Below are 16,422 nucleotides of genomic sequence, written 5' to 3' on the forward strand. Positions count from 1 at the left end.
GTGACCTCCCCCCTCGACCTTCCCGAGCAGAATCCGGACCTGGTCCTCGACCAGAGCGCCGACGATTACTGGAACCACTATCAGCTGACGTTCGCGCTCTACAGCGTCAGCGACCGCGCCATCCCGTCGGCGTTCGACGGCCTCAAGCCCGGCCAGCGCCGACTGCTGTACCAGATGCACGACTCGAAACTGCTGCCCGGCAACAAGCCGCAGAAGTCCTCGAAGGTCTGCTCGGCCGTCACCGGCAACCTGCACCCGCACGGCGGCGCGTCGATGTACGGCGCCGCGGCGCTGCTGGCCGCCGAGTTCCAGCGCGTGAAAGTCATTGACGGACAAGGCGCTTTCCCTCGCATCCAGGGCGACATCCCCGCCGCCGACCGGTACACCGAGATGCGGCTGTCGGCGCCCGGTGCGGCGCTGACCGCCGAACTCGACGACCACGCGGTCCCGATGGTGCCCACTTTCGACGGGGAATGGATCGAGCCCACGATGCTGCCGGCCCAGTGGCCGGTGCTGCTCTGCAACGGCGCCGTCGGCATCGCCGAAGGCTGGGCCACCAAGGTGCCGGCGCACAATCCGCGCGAGATCATGGCGGCCTGTCGGGCGCTGCTGAAGACCCCGAACATGACCGACGACCGGCTCGCCAAGATGATCCCGGGCCCCGACTGGGGCTGCGGGTCGACGGTGGTCGGCAGCGCCGGACTGCGCGAGTACCTCACCACCGGCCGGGGTGCGCTCACGGTGCGCGGCACGCTGTCGGTCGACGGCAAGAACGTCGTCATCACCGAGCTGCCGCCCGGTGTCGCGAGTAACACTGTGCAGGACCGGATTCGGGCGCTGGTCGAATCCGGCGAGCTGGCCGGTGTCGCCGACATGTCCGACCTGACCGACCGTCGCAACGGGCTGCGCATCGTCGTCACCGCCAAACGTGGCCACGCCGCCGAAACCATCCGCGACCAGCTGCTCGCGTTGACTCCGCTGGAGTCGACGTTCGCCGCCAGCCTGGTCGCGCTGGACGAGGATCGGGTGCCGCGCTGGTGGACGGTACGCGAGCTGATCGGCGCATTCCTGCACCTGCGCGACTCCGTGGTGCTGCACCGCAGCCAGTATCGGCTGGAGAAGGTCACCGCCCGTAGGCATCTGGTGTCCGGGTTGATGAAGATCCATCTGGACATCGACGCCGCTGTCGCGGTCATCCGCGGCTCGGACACCGTGGACGACGCCCGGCGGGGGCTGCAGGAACGGTTCAGCATCGATGAAGAGCAGGCCAATTACGTGCTGGCCCTGCAGCTTCGGCGGCTGACGAAGCTCGACGTCATCGAGCTGCAGGCCGAGGCGGACAAGCTCGACGCCGAGTTCGCCGAGCTGACCGAGCTGGTGTCGAACCCGGACGCCCGGCGCGTGGTGATCGACAACGAACTGAAGGAGACGGCGAAGCTGTTCGCCGGACCCGAATTCGACCGTCGGACCGTCCTCGATCTCGAGGGCGTCCCGACGGCATCGGGCTCCGACGAGGACGGCTCCCGCGAACGAAAGGTCAACGCCAACTGGCGTCTTGACGATCGTGGCGTGTTCTCCGACACCCACGGCGACCTGCTCACCGCGGGCCTGGGTTGGGCGGTGTGGACCGACGGGCGCGTCAAGTTCACCAACGGCAACGGCCTGCCGTTCAAGACCCGCGACATCCCGGTGGCTCCGGACATCACCGGGCTGCTGCGCTCGGGTGTGCTGACGCCCGGCTACCACCTGGCGCTGGTGACGCGCCGCGGCAAGGTTCTGCGTATCGATCCGGCCTCGGTGAATCCGCAAGGCGCGGCAGGCAATGGCGTCGCCGGCGTGAAGCTGGCGGGCGAGGGCGACGAGGTCATCGCCGCGCTGCCGATCACCTGCGGGAACGGCGAGGCGATCCTGTCGACGTCCGAAAAGGGTTGGAAGGTAACCGAAGTCGCCGACATCCCGGTCAAGGGCCGCGGTGGCGCCGGCGTCGGGTTCCACCCGTTCACCGCCGGCGAGCACATTCTCGTTACGGCGGCGGTCTCCCCCACCGGGTTTGTGCGCAACGGGAGAGCCGTGCGCGCCGAGAAGCGCGCGAAGGCGTCGGTGAAGGGATCGGGTTCGGACGTGTCGCCCGCGGGAGAGTAACCCGCGGGCTTGGCCGACAGGTCAGGTGATCGATACCAGGTCGTGCACCGAGTCGATGGGCAGATCGGTATCCGTGACGGCGGTGACCGCGACCCGGTTCAGGTTGATGGCACCGTTGTGGTTATCCAAGAAGGCGATATCAGCGGCGTCGCGTCCGGTCGCGACGCGCACCATGGACTGCCGTGGAGCCAGTCCGGTCGCATCGACGACACGCCACTGGCCGTCGACGAGCGCTTCGGCGACGGAGTGGAAGTCCATGGGAACGCACCCGGGCGCATACACGGCCACCAGGCGAGCCGGGACTTTCGCGGCGCGCAGCAGCGCTACGACCAAATGGGCGTAGTCCCGACAAACTCCTCGTCCGGCCAGCAGGGTATCGACGGCGCCGTCGATGGGATCACTGGAGCCGGGGACGTATTGCAGCCGGTACCCAACCCAGTAGCAGATTTTCTCCAACAGGGTTGCGGCGTCCGAATACTGGCCGAATTCTGCGGCGGCGAAGCCGTAGAGCCTGTCCGCTTCGGCGTACCGACTGGGCCGCAGATACATCGTCCTGTCGTAGTCGGAGACCGGAGCCGGGTCGCAGTGCCCGTCGATCGTCGCCGAGTAGTGGACGCTCAGGTTGCCCGGGGCCGCATCGAAGGTATGAATGCGGGTTCCGTGCGCCCCGCATATCTCGCGGGGCTGTATTGCGTTGCCGTTCAACACAAATGACATCGACTCCGCGACCGTGGCGCCGGGGTGTGGAGCGACCGCGATCTGAAACTCCAGCGTGGTCGGTTCGGTCACCTCGACGTCGAGCTCAGCACTGACCTGTCGCTTCATGCCACAGATGATGCCAGTACGCGCGACGGCCGGCAGACTACGGCCGGCGCAGGTAGCTGCAGAACCGGTACCGCAAGCCGGTCTTGCTGGTCAGCCACTCCCCGCGCGTGACGGTCCAGCTGTCGTCCAGGGTCGGCGCGAACGCGTCACCGTCGGGCACGTCGACGTCGATCTCGGTGACCTCGCACAGCGTCGCAGATTCGAGAGCCAGCGCGTACAGCTGCGCCCCACCGATGACCCAGCCGTCGACCTCGGCCGGCAACGACGTGACCACCTCGGCGCCGTCGGCGACGTATCCGCCGTCCCGGCTGACGACGACGTTGCGGCGCCCGGGCAGTGGCCGGAACCTGGCCGGCAGCGACTCCCAGGTGAGCCGGCCCATCACGACCGTCTGCCCGAGCGTCAGCTCCTTGAACCGGGCCATGTCCTCGGGCAGCTGCCAGGGGATGTCATTGCCGCGGCCGATGACGCCGCCGTTGCCCTGGGCCCAGATCAGCTTCATGGCATCGGCCGAACGTGAAGTTGTTCGCGAAATTCGGCCGAAAACTCACCATTTACTTCACGTTCGAGGTCAGACCGCAACGGGAGCCTTGATCGCCGGGTGCGGGTCGTAGTTGACGATCGCGATGTCCTCGTACTCGTAGTCGAAGATCGAATCCCGAGGCGCCAGAACCAGTTCCGGGTACGGCCGGGCCTCGCGGGACAGCTGCAGCTGCACCTGCTCGACGTGGTTGTCGTAGATGTGGCAGTCGCCGCCGGTCCAGACGAACTCGCCGACCTCGAGGCCGGCCTGGGCGGCCATCATGTGCGTCAGCAGCGCGTAGGAGGCGATGTTGAACGGCACGCCGAGGAACAGGTCGGCGCTGCGCTGGTACAGCTGGCAGCTCAGCTTGCCGTCGGCGACGTAGAACTGGAACAGCGCGTGGCACGGCGGCAGGGCCATCTGGGCGATCTCGCCGACGTTCCAGGCCGAGACGATGTTCCGTCGGCTGTCCGGGTTGGTCTTGAGCATCTCGAGCGCCGCGCTGATCTGGTCGACGTGCTCGCCGGACGGCGTCGGCCAGGACCGCCACTGGACGCCGTACACCGGCCCGAGTTCGCCTGTCTCCGAAGCCCATTCGTCCCAGATGGTGACGCCACGCTCCTGCAGCCACCGCACGTTCGAGTCGCCGCGCAGGAACCACAGCAGCTCATAGATCACCGATTTGGTGTGCACCTTCTTGGTGGTCAGCAGCGGGAAGCCGGCCGCCAGGTCGTAGCGCAGCTGGTGGCCGAACAGGCTGCGGGTGCCGGTCCCGGTGCGATCGGATTTCGGCGTGCCCTGCTCGAGCACCAGGCGCAGCAGGTCTTCATAGGGAGTCGGCACAGCCACGCTGCCAGCTTACGTGCGGCACCCCCGGAGTAGAACGGATGCCATGCCGATCACCAAGGACTCCATCACCACCGCCGACGGCAGCTGCGCCGTCACCGTCGCAACCCCCGAGGGCACCGGTCCGTGGCCCGCGGTGGTCATGTACCCCGACGCGGGCGGCCCGCGGCAGACCTTCGACGACATGGCCGCGCGCCTGGCCGCACTGGGCTACGTGGTGCTGGTACCGGACATCTACTACCGCGACGCCGGATGGGCGCCGTTCGACATGGCCACCGCGTTCTCCGACGAGACCGAACGGGCGCGGCTGTTCGGGATGATGCGCAAGGTCACGCAGGACATCATGGCCGCCGATGCGGCGGCATTCTTCGACTACCTGGCCGCCCGGCCCGAGGTCAGCGGCGACAAGTTCGGTACCACCGGCTACTGCATGGGCGGTCGCACCTCGGTGATCATCGCGGGCAAGCTGCCCAGCCGGGTCGCCGCGGCGATGTCGTTCCACGGCGGCGGACTCGTCACCGACACCGACGACAGCCCGCACCTGAACGCCGGCCGGATCAGCGCGGTGGTCTATGTGGGCGCCGCCGAGAACGACGGGTCCTTCACCGCCGAGCAGGGCGAGATTCTGGACCGCGCGCTGACCGACGCCGGCGTCGAGCACACCGTCGAGTTCTACCCCGCCGCGCACGGTTTCGCGGTGCCCGACAACGCCGGCGCCTACGACGAGGCCGCGGCGCAGCGGCACTGGGAGGCCATGGAGCGGGTGTTCGGTGCGGCGCTGAAGTAACCCCCGGAGCTGGCCCAGCTCCCGCCGTGCGGGACGATTGACGTGTGTATGACCAGCCCAGCACCTACGAACCCGACGCCAACGAGCACGGATCCCGACTGGACGCCGTACTCGCGCGCAGCTGGCTGCTGGTCAACGGAGCGCAGTTCGACCGCTTCTCGCCGGCCACCCGGTCCCCCGCTGACATCGTCATCGTCGACATCGAGGACGCGGTAGCGCCCAAGGACAAGGACTCGGCGCGCGACAACGCGGCGCGCTGGCTCGGCGAGGGCAACACCGACTGGGTCCGCGTCAACGGGTTCGGCACCCCGTGGTGGGCCGACGACCTCGAGATGCTGTCGAAGACGTCGGTGGGCGGCATCATGCTGGCGATGGTCGAGTCCGTCGACCACGTCACCGAGACGGCCAAGCGGCTGCCCAACGTGCCGATCGTCGCGCTCGTCGAGACCGCCCGCGGCCTCGAGCGCATCACCGAGATCGCGTCGGCCAAGGGCACGTTCCGGCTGGCGTTCGGTATCGGTGACTTCCGACGTGACACCGGCTTCGGCGACAACCCGGCGACGCTGGCCTACGCCCGCTCGCGGTTCACCATCGCGGCCAAGGCGGCACATCTGCCCGGCGCCATCGACGGCCCGACCATCGGGTCCAGTAGCCGCAAGCTCAGTGAGGCCACCGCGGTGTCCATCGAGTTCGGCATGACCGGCAAGATCTGTCTGACCCCCGAGCAGTGCGGAACGGTCAATGAGGGCCTGTCCCCGTCACTGGATGAAATCGCTTGGGCGCAGGAGTTTTTCGCCGAGTTCGAGCGCGACGGCGGCGAAATCCGCAACGGCTCCGACCTGCCGCGTATCGCCCGCGCCAACAAGATCCTCGACCTGGCGAAGGCGTACGGCATTCACCCGTCGATGTTCGGCGACGACCCCGACCACGTGTCGGCACCGTCGGACACCTACCACTACTGAGCGGCGTCCCCGGCGTTCTTGTTGCGGCGCAGCACTGACGAAAACGCCCGGATGATGCCGCGCAGCGCGTACCAACCGGCCAGTGCGGTGAAGACGATCAGCGCGATGAACATCGGCAGCCAACCGGTGCGGGAGTGCTTGAGGTTCCACCAGATGATGGTGAACAGCACCGCCAGGATGAAGACCAGGATGTCGCGCAGCCGGCCCTCGCGGTTGAACGCGTAACCGATCGCCGTCGACTTGAGCTGGCGGCTGCGGTCGACGGCGGTGATCAGCTCGTCGATCCGCATGTCGATGGTTCGTTGCAACTCGGCGCGGCGCTCGGTCTGCTCGGCCGGGATGCGGTCCAGCAGGTCCATGTCGGCCTTGATCGCGGCCCGCACGTCCGGTGGCTTCAGGTTGCCCGCGACGGCTCCGAGCAGCGCGCCTCCGGCCAGCGGCGCGGCTCCCAACGCCAGATCCGCGATTCCCATGGTCGGCTCCTCATCTGTCCACTCAATCCGAAACACTACGGACCAACAGGCTCAATCCGTGAGCCGCACCGCCGTTGTCCGGCCCATGACCTTCGCAGCCGTCAGTTTCTGAACTGACGACATACACCTAACTGAATCCTGCCGATGTGTTTGTAGCAGTGCCGACGGTGATGAAGATCGCTAGGGTGACGATATTGCGCAGTGACCGAGGGGGACATCAATGCGGATTGCCGTTGGCTTCTTCGGCATACCCAGAAGTTCCGGCGTCTGCTATCCGTCTATCCAGAAGTACGTTGTGGGCGCATTGCCCACCGAAGCAGAAGTGACGTGCTTCTACCATTTCTACCAACAGGATGCGGTCGTCAATCAGCGGTCGGGCGAGTCCCACGCGCTGAACGTATCCAACTATTCGCCATTCGTCGACAACATGACAGGAATTCTGGAGCAACGTGACGAATGCTTGGACAGGTGGGGCTTCCACACCCTCAAGAAGTACGGTGATGCCTGGGACGACGGCTTCTCTTCGCTATGCAACCTTGTTCACCAACTCAACTCATTGCACCAGGTCACCGGACTGATCGAGGCATTCGAGCCCGATTTTGTCGTCTTCGCACGACCCGATCTCTACTACCACCGTCCGCTGCCTCAGTACCCGTTCGGCCAGTCGAACGAGTGGCAACGAACGGTACACGTTCCCTCCTGGCAGTGGTGGAACGGCGTCAACGACCGATTTGCGATCTGCGGATCCGATTCGTTCCGCCCCTATGGATTCCGCATCGAAGAGGCAATGAACTTCTGCGAAGCCGGAAACAAATTGCATGGCGAACGATTGCTGAAATATGCACTCTCGAAAACGCAATCCCGAATTCGAACGATCAGCACCAGAGCAACCCGCGTCAGGGTCGACGGGCGTTATCAACGCGAGCGTTTCTCAATAATGTGTTCGACGGGCGGCAAACTGCCCATCGAGGTCCTCAATCGAGTTTCGCGGATGCAGACCCTGTTCGACCGGTTGACGACGGCGCGCCACGAGAACGCCTAGAAGGCTGCCGCGATCGCTCGACAACGCGTGCCCATCGGTCAAATGCACCAGCGGTCACGCCATCAACGTCGCCGCGACCGTCGCTCCTAGGTTCCAGCACGCCTCCAGGTCGGCCTTGCTCGGCTTACCCGAAACCACCACGTACTCAGCCGCTTTCACCCAGCCCAACCCGGTGGTGATCGATGTGACGGCCTTCTCCGCGCCTTCGGTGCCCTCGTTGCCGTGCAGCCAGAGGCCGAACGGCCGGCCGCGCGTCGCGTCCAGGCACGGGTAGTAGATCTGGTCGAACGCGTGCTTCAAAGCGCCCGACATGTAGCCCAGATTCGCGGGCGAGCCCAGCAGGTAGCCGTCGGCTGCCAGCACGTCGGCAGCCGACAGCGTCAGCGCCGGACGGCGCACCACGTCGACGCCCTCGATCTCGGGATCGGTCGCTCCGGCGAGCACCGCCTCGAACATCTCCTGGCAGTTCGGAGACGGAGTGTGGTGCACGACAAGGAGTTTCATCGTGAGGCTTGTTCCAGTCGGACGGCCTTGCGGATGGTCTCGCGGGCCCGGGTCCGGTCCCCCGCGTAGTCGTAGGCGCGGGCCAGCCGGTACCAGCCGCGCCAATCATCAGGCGCGGCCTCGACCTCGTCGCGCACCGACTCGAACAGCGCGTCGGCGGCGTCGCGCTCGATGCGACCCGACGGGCGTTTGGGCAGGTCACTGATGTCGAGCTCGACGCCTTCGTCGTGGGCCAGCCGCGCCAGCCGCTGGTGTGCGAAACCGGCCCGCAAGGTGGCGACCATGGCCCACAGGCCGATCAGCGGCAGCACGAAGATGCCGATGCCGAGCCCGATCGCCGCGGCCTCGCCCGACTGCATGAGGATGACGCCGGAGCGTCCGAGCATCACGAAGTAGACCACCAGCGCCACGCACAGGAATGCGACTACCAGCTGGATGCGGATTACCTGCGAGCTCGGTTTGGTCATCACCGGCCCGTCACAGCCCCATCAGGGTTTCGATGCCGATGGTCAGCCCCGGGTACTTGGCGACCTCGCGGACACCGAGCAGCACACCGGGCACGAACGACGTGCGGTCGATGCTGTCGTGCCGGATGGTCAGCGTTTCTCCCTGGGTGCCGAACAGCACTTCCTGGTGCGCCACCAGGCCACGCAGCCGCACCGAGTGCACGGGGATGCCGTCGACGTCAGCGCCACGTGCGCCCTCCAGGCCGGTGCTGGTGGCATCGGGGTTGGGCGGCAAGCCCTTTCGCGCCTCAGCGATCAGCTGCGCGGTGCGGGTGGCGGTGCCCGACGGGGCGTCGGCCTTGTAGGGGTGGTGCAGCTCGACGACCTCGACCGACTCGAAGAACGGGGCGGCCTGCTTGGCGAAGTGCATGGACAGCACCGCGCCGATGGCGAAGTTCGGGGCGATCAGCACCGCGACGCCGGGCTTGGCGGCAACCCACTCGCGAACCTGGGCGAGGCGCTCCTCGGTGAAGCCCGTGGTGCCGACGACAGCGTGAATGCCGTTGTCGATGAGGAACTTCAGGTTGCCCATCACGACGTCCGGGTGGGTGAAGTCGACGACGACCTCGGTGCCGCTGTCGGTGAACAGGCTCAACTCGTCACCGGCATCGACGCCGACGGTGAATGTCAGGTCATCGGCGGCTTCCACGCCCTCGACGATGGTTGCACCGACTTTGCCCTTGGCACCCAGAACTCCGACTCGCATGAGGTCAACCCTAGCGGCCGCCCTACTATCGGCCCCATGCGCGGCGCCAAGATCCTCATCACCGGAGTCACCGGCCAAGTGGCCACCCCGATCGCCACAGCCCTGGCGGTCGACAACGAGGTGTGGGGTGTCGCCCGGTTCAACGACCCACGCTCCCGAGGGGCCCTGGAACACGCCGGGGTCCGCTGTGCGGCGGTCAACCTCGCAGTCGGTGACTTCAGCGCGCTGCCATCCGATTTCGATTACGTGATCAACCTGGCGGTGGCCAAGACCGGCCGATGGGACAAGGACCTGGCCGCCAACGCAGAGTCCGTCGGCCTGCTGATGGCGCACTGCCGCAAGGCGAAAGCGTTCCTGCACACGTCGTCGGCCGCGGTGTACGACCCGCCCGACGACGAGCCGCGCACCGAGTCAGCCGCGCTGGGCGACAACCACAAGCACCTGTTCCCCACCTACTCGATCTCCAAGATCGCGGGCGAGACGGTCGTGCGCACCATGTCCCGCGCCCTCGGCCTGCCCGCGGTGATCGCCCGGTTCAACGTTCCCTACGGCGACAACGGTGGCTGGCCGTACTACCAGATGGAGATGATCCTGGCGGGCATCCCGATCCAGGTACCGCCGGGCGGCCCGGCCCGCTACAACCCGATCCACGAAGACGACATCCTGGCCACGCTGCCCAAGCTGCTGGACGCGGCGTCGGTGCCCGCCACCACGGTGAACTGGTGCGGCGATCAGACCGTGAGCCTGCAGGAATGGTGTGCCTACATCGGCGAACTCGTCGGCCGCGAACCGGTGTTCACCGAAGACCCGAATGCGCTGCGCGGCGGCCCGACGGACACCACGCGCATGCACGAACTGATCGGCGGCACCTCGGTGGACTGGCGCCACGGCATCCGCCGACTGGTGACCAAGTTCCACCCGGAACTGGTCAGCCGCTAGTCACAGCGGCGAGGCGCCGCGCAGGTGCTCGAAGATCAGCGAGGTCTGGGTGCCTGCCACGTCGGCGTCGGCGTTGAGGTGCTCCACCACGAACGCGCGCAGGTGCGCGGTGTCGCGGGCCGCGACGTGCAGGATGAAGTCGTCGGCGCCGGCCAGGAAGTAGACGTCCATCACCTGCGGCAACCTGCACATGTGGGCGATGAAGTCGCGAATACGCGACCGGGCACCTGATTGCAGGCTCACCGAGATCATCGCCTGCAAGCCCAACCCGAGGGCGGCGGGGTCGATGTCGGCGTGGAACCCGCGGATCACCCCGAGCTCCTGCAACCGCCGCACCCGGCCGTGACAGGTCGATGCGGCGATCCCGACCAACTCGGCAAGTGCGCTGTTGGGCATGCGCGCATCGGCGTGCAGAGCGGTCACGATCTGGCGGTCCACGTCATCGAGTTCGACGGGCTGAACATCCTTCGGCTGGGAGGCCGCTCGAACCTCCGATTTCGAAGATCGTTCAGAAGTAGGCGCCATGTTGAGAATTATAGTCACAGATATTGCAGGTCAGCCGACGTTTATTCACACTTAGGACATCACCTGATCCGCCCTGAGGAGAACCCCAGATGCACGTCGGTATCCCGACCGAAATCAAGAACAACGAGTACCGGGTGGCCATCACCCCGGCCGGCGTCGCCGAACTGGTCAAGCACGGCCACGAGGTGCTGATCCAGGCAGGAGCCGGCGAAGGCTCGGCGATCGCGGACAACGACTTCAAGGCCGCTGGCGCACAGATCGTCACCACCGCAGACCAGGTCTGGGCCGAGTCCGATCTGCTCCTCAAGGTCAAGGAGCCCATCGCCGCCGAGTACCACCGCATGCGCAAGGGCCAGACCCTGTTCACCTACCTGCACCTGGCCGCCTCGCGCGAATGCACCGACGCCCTGCTGGCGTCCGGCACCACCTCGATCGCCTACGAAACCGTCCAGACAGCCGACGGCCGCCTGCCCCTGCTCGCCCCGATGAGCGAGGTGGCAGGCAGGCTGTCGGCCCAGGTCGGCGCCTACCACCTGATGCGCAGCCACGGCGGCCGCGGCGTCCTGATGGGCGGCGTGCCGGGCGTTGCCCCCGCCAACGTCGTCGTCATCGGCGGCGGCACCGCGGGCTTCCACGCCGCACAGATCGCCAGCGGCATGGGCGCACACGTCACGGTCTTCGACGTCAACCTGGACACCCTGCGCCGGATCGATGCCGAGTTCAACGGGCGAATCCACACCCGGTACTCCTCGAGCCTGGACTTGGAAGACGCCGTCAAGCAGGCCGACCTGGTCATCGGCGCGGTGCTGATCCCGGGTGCCAAGGCCCCGAAGCTCGTCACCAATTCGACTGTGGCCCACATGAAGTCGGGCTCCGTGCTGGTCGACATCGCGATCGATCAGGGCGGCTGCTTCGAGGACTCGAAGCCCACCACCCACGACGACCCGACCTTCGCCGTGCACGACTCGGTCTTCTACTGCGTGGCCAACATGCCCGGCGCAGTGCCGCGCACGTCGACCTATGCACTGACCAACGCGACCCTGCCGTACGTGCTCAAGCTCGCCGATCAGGGTTGGCAGGCGGCGTGCCGTGGCGACGCCGCGCTGGCCAAGGGCCTGTCGACGCACGACGGTCAGCTGCTGTGCGGCCAGGTCGCCGCGGACCTGGGTCTGCCGCTGGGCGACGTCGTGCTCTGACGCCCTGACACCCGAATCTCGATACCCATCGCCCGACCGGCGCGCCGTCGCGCCGGCCGGGCGATGACTTTCACCCGAACCGGCACTGAATTTTTGACACGTGTCAAGTATCGTCGTGGGCATGCTCTTGCAGGAACTACTACCCACTCCGCCGACGACGACGGACGCGGCCCTCGAGATCTTCGACGCCGCGCCGGCCGTCGAACCCGACTTCATGATCGGCATCTGGCACGGCGCGGAAGTGCCCACCGGGCACCCGATGGACGGGCTGCTGGAAACCAGCGGCTGGTGGGGCAAGCAGTTCGTCGACGCCGAGACCGTGCATCCGCTGCTGTTCCCGGACGCCTCAGGTCAAACGTTGTGGCCACTCAACCCTGCGCTGGCCTTCGCCGGCCTCGGCCTGGTGACCAAGGTGCCACTGCTACAACGAATTCCGGCCGCCAAACCCATCGCGACCCTGCGTCCCGTGCTGCAGGCCCGCTCGGCCAAGGCGCGGCTGCGCACCACGCGGTACCGCGGAGTCGACACCGCGACAATGGTCTACGACCAGCTGCCGATCAACGATGTGTTCCGCAAGCTGTCCGACGACGCGGTATTGGGGGCCATGGACTTCCGCGGCGAATCACAGCCGTACTTCTTCGTGCTGCGCCGGGAAAGGTGACTTGTGCACGTTTCGTATCGGCCGGCGATACGAAACGTGCACAAGTCGCTAGCCGATGGAGCGCAGCTGCTTCGGCAGTGAGCGCTTCGACCGGTGCGGACCCAGCACCGCGGCACCGAAGGGCCGCGTCAGTAGTTCGCGCGCAACGGTATTGACCTCTTCGAGCGTCACCGCTTCGATCGACGCGAGGGTGTCCGAGATCGACTTGTGGTTGCCGTAGTTCAGCTCGGCACGCCCGATGCGGTGCATCCGGGAGCCGGAATCCTCCAGGCCCAGCACCAGACCGCCGCGCATCGAGCCCTTGGCGATGCGCAACTCGTCGGCGGTGATGCCGTCGCGCGCAACGTCTTCCAGCACGTCGGTGGTCACGCGGACCACCTCCTCGAAGCGGTCGGGCAGGCAGGCCGAATACACCGACAGCGCACCGGCATCGGAGAACGTGTCGATCGTGGAGTACACCGAGTAGGCCAGCCCGCGGTTCTCCCGGATCTGTTGGAACAGCCGGGAACTCAGCCCGCCACCGAGCGCGGTGTTGAGCACCGACAGCGCCCACCGGTGCTCCCAGTTGCGGCCCGGCGTACGTACACCCAGGTACATGTGCGCCTGTTCGGAGTCACGCTTGACGAACTGCAGCGTCGGCGTGCCGGGCACGCGGCCGGCACCCTTGCGCGGCGGCACCGGCTTGCGGCCACGCACGAGGTGCGGCCGAAAGTGCCTGCGCACCAACGACACCACCTGGTCGTGGTCGATGTTTCCGGCGACCGCGACCACCATCCGGTCCGGCGTGTACCGGCGGACGTGGAACGAGTGCAGCTGGTTCCGGGTCATCGACGCGATCGATTCGACACTGCCGATCACCGGCCGGCCCACGGGATGCGAGCCGAACATCGACCCGAGGAAGACATCCGCGAGGGTGTCCTCGGGGTCGTCGTCACGCATGGCGATCTCTTCGAGCACCACGTCGCGCTCCAGCTCGACATCCGCTGCGGCACAACGGCCGTTGAGCACGACGTCGGACACCAGGTCGATGGCCAGTTCGAGGTCGCTGTCCAGCACATGCGCGTAGTAGCAGGTGTGCTCACGCGCGGTGAAGGCGTTCAGTTCACCACCGACGGCATCCATGGCCTGCGCGATCTCGACGGCGGTGCGCGTCGGGGTCGACTTGAACAGCAGGTGTTCCAGGAAATGCGCCGCGCCGGCCACGCTCGGCCCTTCGTCGCGCGAGCCGACGTTGACCCACACCCCGATGGATGCCGAATGGACGTGCGGCAGGTGTTCGGTGACGACCCGCAGCCCGCCGGGGAGATTGGTCTTGCGCACAGCGGCCGGGGCCTCCAGCGATGTCGCTGAAGAACCCCGGCCGTTACGCAGTGTCGATTTAGGAGTTTGCAGTCGCGGCATCTGCCGGCGCAGTCTCCGAATCGGATCCAGCTTCAGCGGGAGCCTCAGCCGCCGCTGCACCGTCTTCATCCACCAGGATCAGCGAAATCTTCTGACCCTTGCCACGGTTGTCCGCGGAGATGTCCGCGATCTCCACGCGCAGCTTGTCGCCGACGTTCACGACGTCCTCGACCTTCGCGACGCGCTTGCCCTTGCCGAGCTTGGAGATGTGCACCAGACCGTCACGGCCCGGCAGCAGCGAGACGAACGCACCGAAGTCCGTCGTCTTCACCACGGTGCCGAGGAACCGCTCACCGATCTTGGGCAGCTGCGGGTTGGCGATGGCGTTGATCTTGTCGATCGCCGCCTGCGCCGCCTCGCCGTTCGAGGCGCCGACGAACACGGTGCCGTCGTCCTCGATGGAGATGCTCGCACCGGTCTCCTCGGTGATCTGGTTGATCACCTTGCCCTTGGGCCCGATCACCTCGCCGATCTTGTCGATCGGCACCTTGATGGTGGTGATGCGCGGCGCGTACGGGCTCATCTCGTCCGGCTCGTCGATGGCCTCGGCCATCACCTCGAGGATGGTCAGACGCGCGTCCTTGGCCTGGGCCAGGGCGCCGGCCAGCACCTTGGACGGGATGCCGTCCAGCTTGGTGTCCAGCTGCAGGGCGGTGACGAACTCCTTGGTGCCGGCGACCTTGAAGTCCATGTCGCCGAAGGCATCTTCGGCGCCCAGGATGTCGGTCAGCGCGACGTAGCGGGTCTCGCCGTCGACCTCGTCGGAGACCAGACCCATGGCGATACCGGCGACCGGGGCCTTCAGCGGCACACCGGCGTTCAACAGGGCCAGGGTGGAGGCACAGACCGAACCCATCGAGGTGGAACCGTTGGAGCCCAACGCTTCCGAGACCTGGCGGATGGCGTACGGGAACTCCTCGATGCTCGGCAGCACCGGCATCAGGGCCCGCTCGGCCAGCGCGCCGTGGCCGATTTCGCGGCGCTTCGGCGAACCGACGCGACCGGTCTCACCGGTCGAGAACGGCGGGAAGTTGTAGTGGTGCATGTAGCGCTTGCTGGTCTCGGGTCCCAGCGAGTCGATCTGCTGAGCCATCTTGACCATGTCCAGCGTGGTGACACCCATGATCTGGGTCTCGCCGCGCTCGAACAGCGCGCTGCCGTGTGCCCGCGGGATCACGGCGACCTCGGCCGACAGGGCCCGGATGTCGGTGATGCCACGGCCATCGATGCGGAAGTGGTCGGTCAGGATGCGCTGGCGAACCAGCTTCTTGGTCAGCGAGCGGAACGCCGCGCCGATCTCCTTCTCGCGGCCGGCGTAGGTCTCCGAGTCCACAGTGAGGCGCTGCAGAACTTCCACCTTGATCTCGTCGGTGCGATCGTCGCGCTCCTGCTTGCCGGCGATGGTCAGCGCCTGAGCCAGCGCATCGCTGGCCACGGCGGCCACAGCCTGGAAGGCGTCGTCGGCGTAGTCGGGGAACACCGGGTACTCGGCGGTCTCCTTACCGGCGGCGTCGTGCAGCTCCTGCTGCGCCTTGCACAGTGCGGCGATGAAGGGCTTCGCAGCCTCCAGGCCCTCGGCCACCACGGCCTCGGTCGGCGCACCCGCGCCGCCGGCGATCAGGTCGATGACGTTGTCGGTGGCCTCGGCCTCGACCATCATGATCGCGACATCGCCGTCGACCACGCGGCCGGCGACAACCATGTCGAAGACAGCGGTCTCCAGCTGCTCGACGGTCGGGAAGGCAACCCACTGGCCCTCGATGAGGGCGACGCGGACGCCACCCACGGGACCGGAGAACGGCAGGCCCGAGATCTGGGTCGACGCCGATGCGGCGTTGATCGCCAGCACGTCGTACAGATCCTTGGGGTCCAGGCTCAGGACGGTGACGACGACCTGGATCTCGTTACGCAGGCCGGAGACGAACGACGGGCGCAGCGGCCGGTCGATCAAACGGCAGGTCAGGATCGCGTCGGTGGAGGGCCGGCCCTCGCGGCGGAAGAACGAGCCGGGAATGCGGCCCGCGGCGTACATGCGCTCTTCGACGTCGATGGTCAACGGGAAGAAGTCGAAGTGGTCTTTGGGGTTCTTGCTGGCGGTGGTGGCGCTCAGCAGCATGGTCTCGTCGTCCAGGTAGGCGACGACGGAGCCGGCGGCCTGGCGAGCGAGCCGGCCGGTCTCGAAGCGGATGGTGCGGGTGCCGAAGCTCCCGTTGTCGATAACGGCGGTCGATTCGAATACGCCGTCTTCAATTTCAACTGCAGACATGGATGTCGCAATAACCTCTCTGGGGCCCGCCCTATGCGGGTTCCGTTTTTCTGGATCCTCTTTGTTACAGCTGTCGCATCGTCACACGCGAGCATCCAGAAAACCCGAAAACCATCCC

Annotated in this window: 17 protein-coding genes; 7 read left to right on the top strand and 10 right to left on the bottom strand. The window is 66.7% G+C overall.

Going from position 1 to position 16,422, the window contains the following annotated elements:
- A complete protein-coding gene (locus A7G45_RS19255) occupies positions 1-2,142 on the top strand; it encodes a DNA gyrase subunit A (protein ID WP_260939454.1) in 2,142 nt (713 codons plus the stop codon).
- A gap of 21 nt (positions 2,143-2,163) precedes the next feature.
- On the opposite strand, the gene A7G45_RS19260 is transcribed toward A7G45_RS19255, so the two are convergent.
- The 3 genes from A7G45_RS19260 to A7G45_RS19270 form a co-directional block, all read right to left on the bottom strand.
- Entirely contained in the window at positions 2,164-2,967 is an 804-nt protein-coding gene (locus A7G45_RS19260) for a transglutaminase-like domain-containing protein (RefSeq protein ID WP_071285241.1), read from the bottom strand.
- 37 nt (positions 2,968-3,004) lie between these two features.
- On the bottom strand, positions 3,005-3,469 hold the full coding sequence (locus A7G45_RS19265; protein ID WP_260939459.1) for a dihydrofolate reductase: 465 nt from the start codon (positions 3,467-3,469) through the stop codon (positions 3,005-3,007).
- Between the two features lie 69 nt (positions 3,470-3,538).
- Positions 3,539-4,339 carry a thymidylate synthase gene (locus A7G45_RS19270; protein WP_071285237.1) on the bottom strand — a complete coding sequence of 267 codons (801 nt, stop codon included), beginning with the start codon at positions 4,337-4,339 and terminating at the stop codon, positions 3,539-3,541.
- 43 nt (positions 4,340-4,382) lie between these two features.
- On the opposite strand from A7G45_RS19270, the gene A7G45_RS19275 reads away from it, so the two are divergent.
- Positions 4,383-5,123: a dienelactone hydrolase family protein gene (locus A7G45_RS19275; protein WP_260939461.1), complete on the top strand. Its 741-nt coding sequence runs from the start codon at positions 4,383-4,385 to the stop codon at positions 5,121-5,123.
- Positions 5,124-5,167: 44 nt separating this feature from the next.
- Positions 5,168-6,085 carry an HpcH/HpaI aldolase/citrate lyase family protein gene (locus A7G45_RS19280; protein WP_260939463.1) on the top strand — a complete coding sequence of 306 codons (918 nt, stop codon included), beginning with the start codon at positions 5,168-5,170 and terminating at the stop codon, positions 6,083-6,085.
- Here the strand turns inward: A7G45_RS19280 and A7G45_RS19285 are convergent.
- Complete coding sequence (locus tag A7G45_RS19285) at positions 6,079-6,558, bottom strand: hypothetical protein (RefSeq protein ID WP_260939465.1); 480 nt, start codon at positions 6,556-6,558, stop codon at positions 6,079-6,081. The two genes, A7G45_RS19280 and A7G45_RS19285, sit on opposite strands and share 7 nt — an antisense overlap.
- 220 nt (positions 6,559-6,778) lie before the next feature.
- On the opposite strand from A7G45_RS19285, the gene A7G45_RS19290 reads away from it, so the two are divergent.
- Positions 6,779-7,600, top strand: coding sequence for a hypothetical protein (locus tag A7G45_RS19290; RefSeq protein ID WP_260939468.1), 822 nt, complete (start codon positions 6,779-6,781; stop codon positions 7,598-7,600).
- A 54-nt stretch (positions 7,601-7,654) separates the two neighbouring features.
- On the opposite strand, the gene A7G45_RS19295 is transcribed toward A7G45_RS19290, so the two are convergent.
- The 3 genes from A7G45_RS19295 to dapB are packed head-to-tail and all read right to left on the bottom strand — an operon-like array spanning position 7,655 to position 9,316.
- On the bottom strand, positions 7,655-8,104 hold the full coding sequence (locus A7G45_RS19295) for a flavodoxin family protein (RefSeq protein ID WP_260939472.1): 450 nt from the start codon (positions 8,102-8,104) through the stop codon (positions 7,655-7,657).
- On the bottom strand, positions 8,101-8,571 hold the full coding sequence (locus tag A7G45_RS19300; RefSeq protein WP_260939474.1) for a tetratricopeptide repeat protein: 471 nt from the start codon (positions 8,569-8,571) through the stop codon (positions 8,101-8,103). Before A7G45_RS19300 ends, A7G45_RS19295 begins: the two co-directional genes overlap by 4 nt.
- Before the next feature lie 10 nt (positions 8,572-8,581).
- Positions 8,582-9,316 carry a 4-hydroxy-tetrahydrodipicolinate reductase gene (gene dapB, locus A7G45_RS19305; RefSeq protein WP_071285226.1) on the bottom strand — a complete coding sequence of 245 codons (735 nt, stop codon included), beginning with the start codon at positions 9,314-9,316 and terminating at the stop codon, positions 8,582-8,584.
- 36 nt (positions 9,317-9,352) lie between these two features.
- Here dapB and A7G45_RS19310 point away from each other — a divergent pair, with 36 nt between their 5' ends.
- Positions 9,353-10,255: an NAD-dependent epimerase/dehydratase family protein gene (locus A7G45_RS19310; RefSeq protein ID WP_260939477.1), complete on the top strand. Its 903-nt coding sequence runs from the start codon at positions 9,353-9,355 to the stop codon at positions 10,253-10,255.
- Here the strand turns inward: A7G45_RS19310 and A7G45_RS19315 are convergent, their stop codons facing one another.
- On the bottom strand, positions 10,256-10,780 hold the full coding sequence (locus A7G45_RS19315) for an HTH-type transcriptional regulator AldR (RefSeq protein WP_260939479.1): 525 nt from the start codon (positions 10,778-10,780) through the stop codon (positions 10,256-10,258).
- An 89-nt stretch (positions 10,781-10,869) separates the two neighbouring features.
- On the opposite strand from A7G45_RS19315, the gene ald reads away from it, so the two are divergent.
- Together ald and A7G45_RS19325 are read left to right on the top strand one after the other, a co-directional pair.
- Complete coding sequence (ald, locus tag A7G45_RS19320; RefSeq protein ID WP_260939485.1) at positions 10,870-11,976, top strand: alanine dehydrogenase; 1,107 nt, start codon at positions 10,870-10,872, stop codon at positions 11,974-11,976.
- Between the two features lie 121 nt (positions 11,977-12,097).
- Positions 12,098-12,637 carry a DUF4334 domain-containing protein gene (locus A7G45_RS19325; protein ID WP_260939487.1) on the top strand — a complete coding sequence of 180 codons (540 nt, stop codon included), beginning with the start codon at positions 12,098-12,100 and terminating at the stop codon, positions 12,635-12,637.
- A gap of 48 nt (positions 12,638-12,685) precedes the next feature.
- Here the strand turns inward: A7G45_RS19325 and A7G45_RS19330 are convergent, their stop codons facing one another.
- Complete coding sequence (locus A7G45_RS19330) at positions 12,686-14,038, bottom strand: M16 family metallopeptidase (protein ID WP_260939490.1); 1,353 nt, start codon at positions 14,036-14,038, stop codon at positions 12,686-12,688.
- A complete protein-coding gene (locus A7G45_RS19335; RefSeq protein WP_260939493.1) occupies positions 14,016-16,304 on the bottom strand; it encodes a polyribonucleotide nucleotidyltransferase in 2,289 nt (762 codons plus the stop codon). Before A7G45_RS19335 ends, A7G45_RS19330 begins: the two co-directional genes overlap by 23 nt.
- Between the last annotated feature and the right edge of the window lie 118 nt (positions 16,305-16,422).

This window comes from Mycolicibacterium llatzerense (assembly GCF_025331195.1).
GTDB classification, from domain to species: domain Bacteria; phylum Actinomycetota; class Actinomycetes; order Mycobacteriales; family Mycobacteriaceae; genus Mycobacterium; species Mycobacterium llatzerense.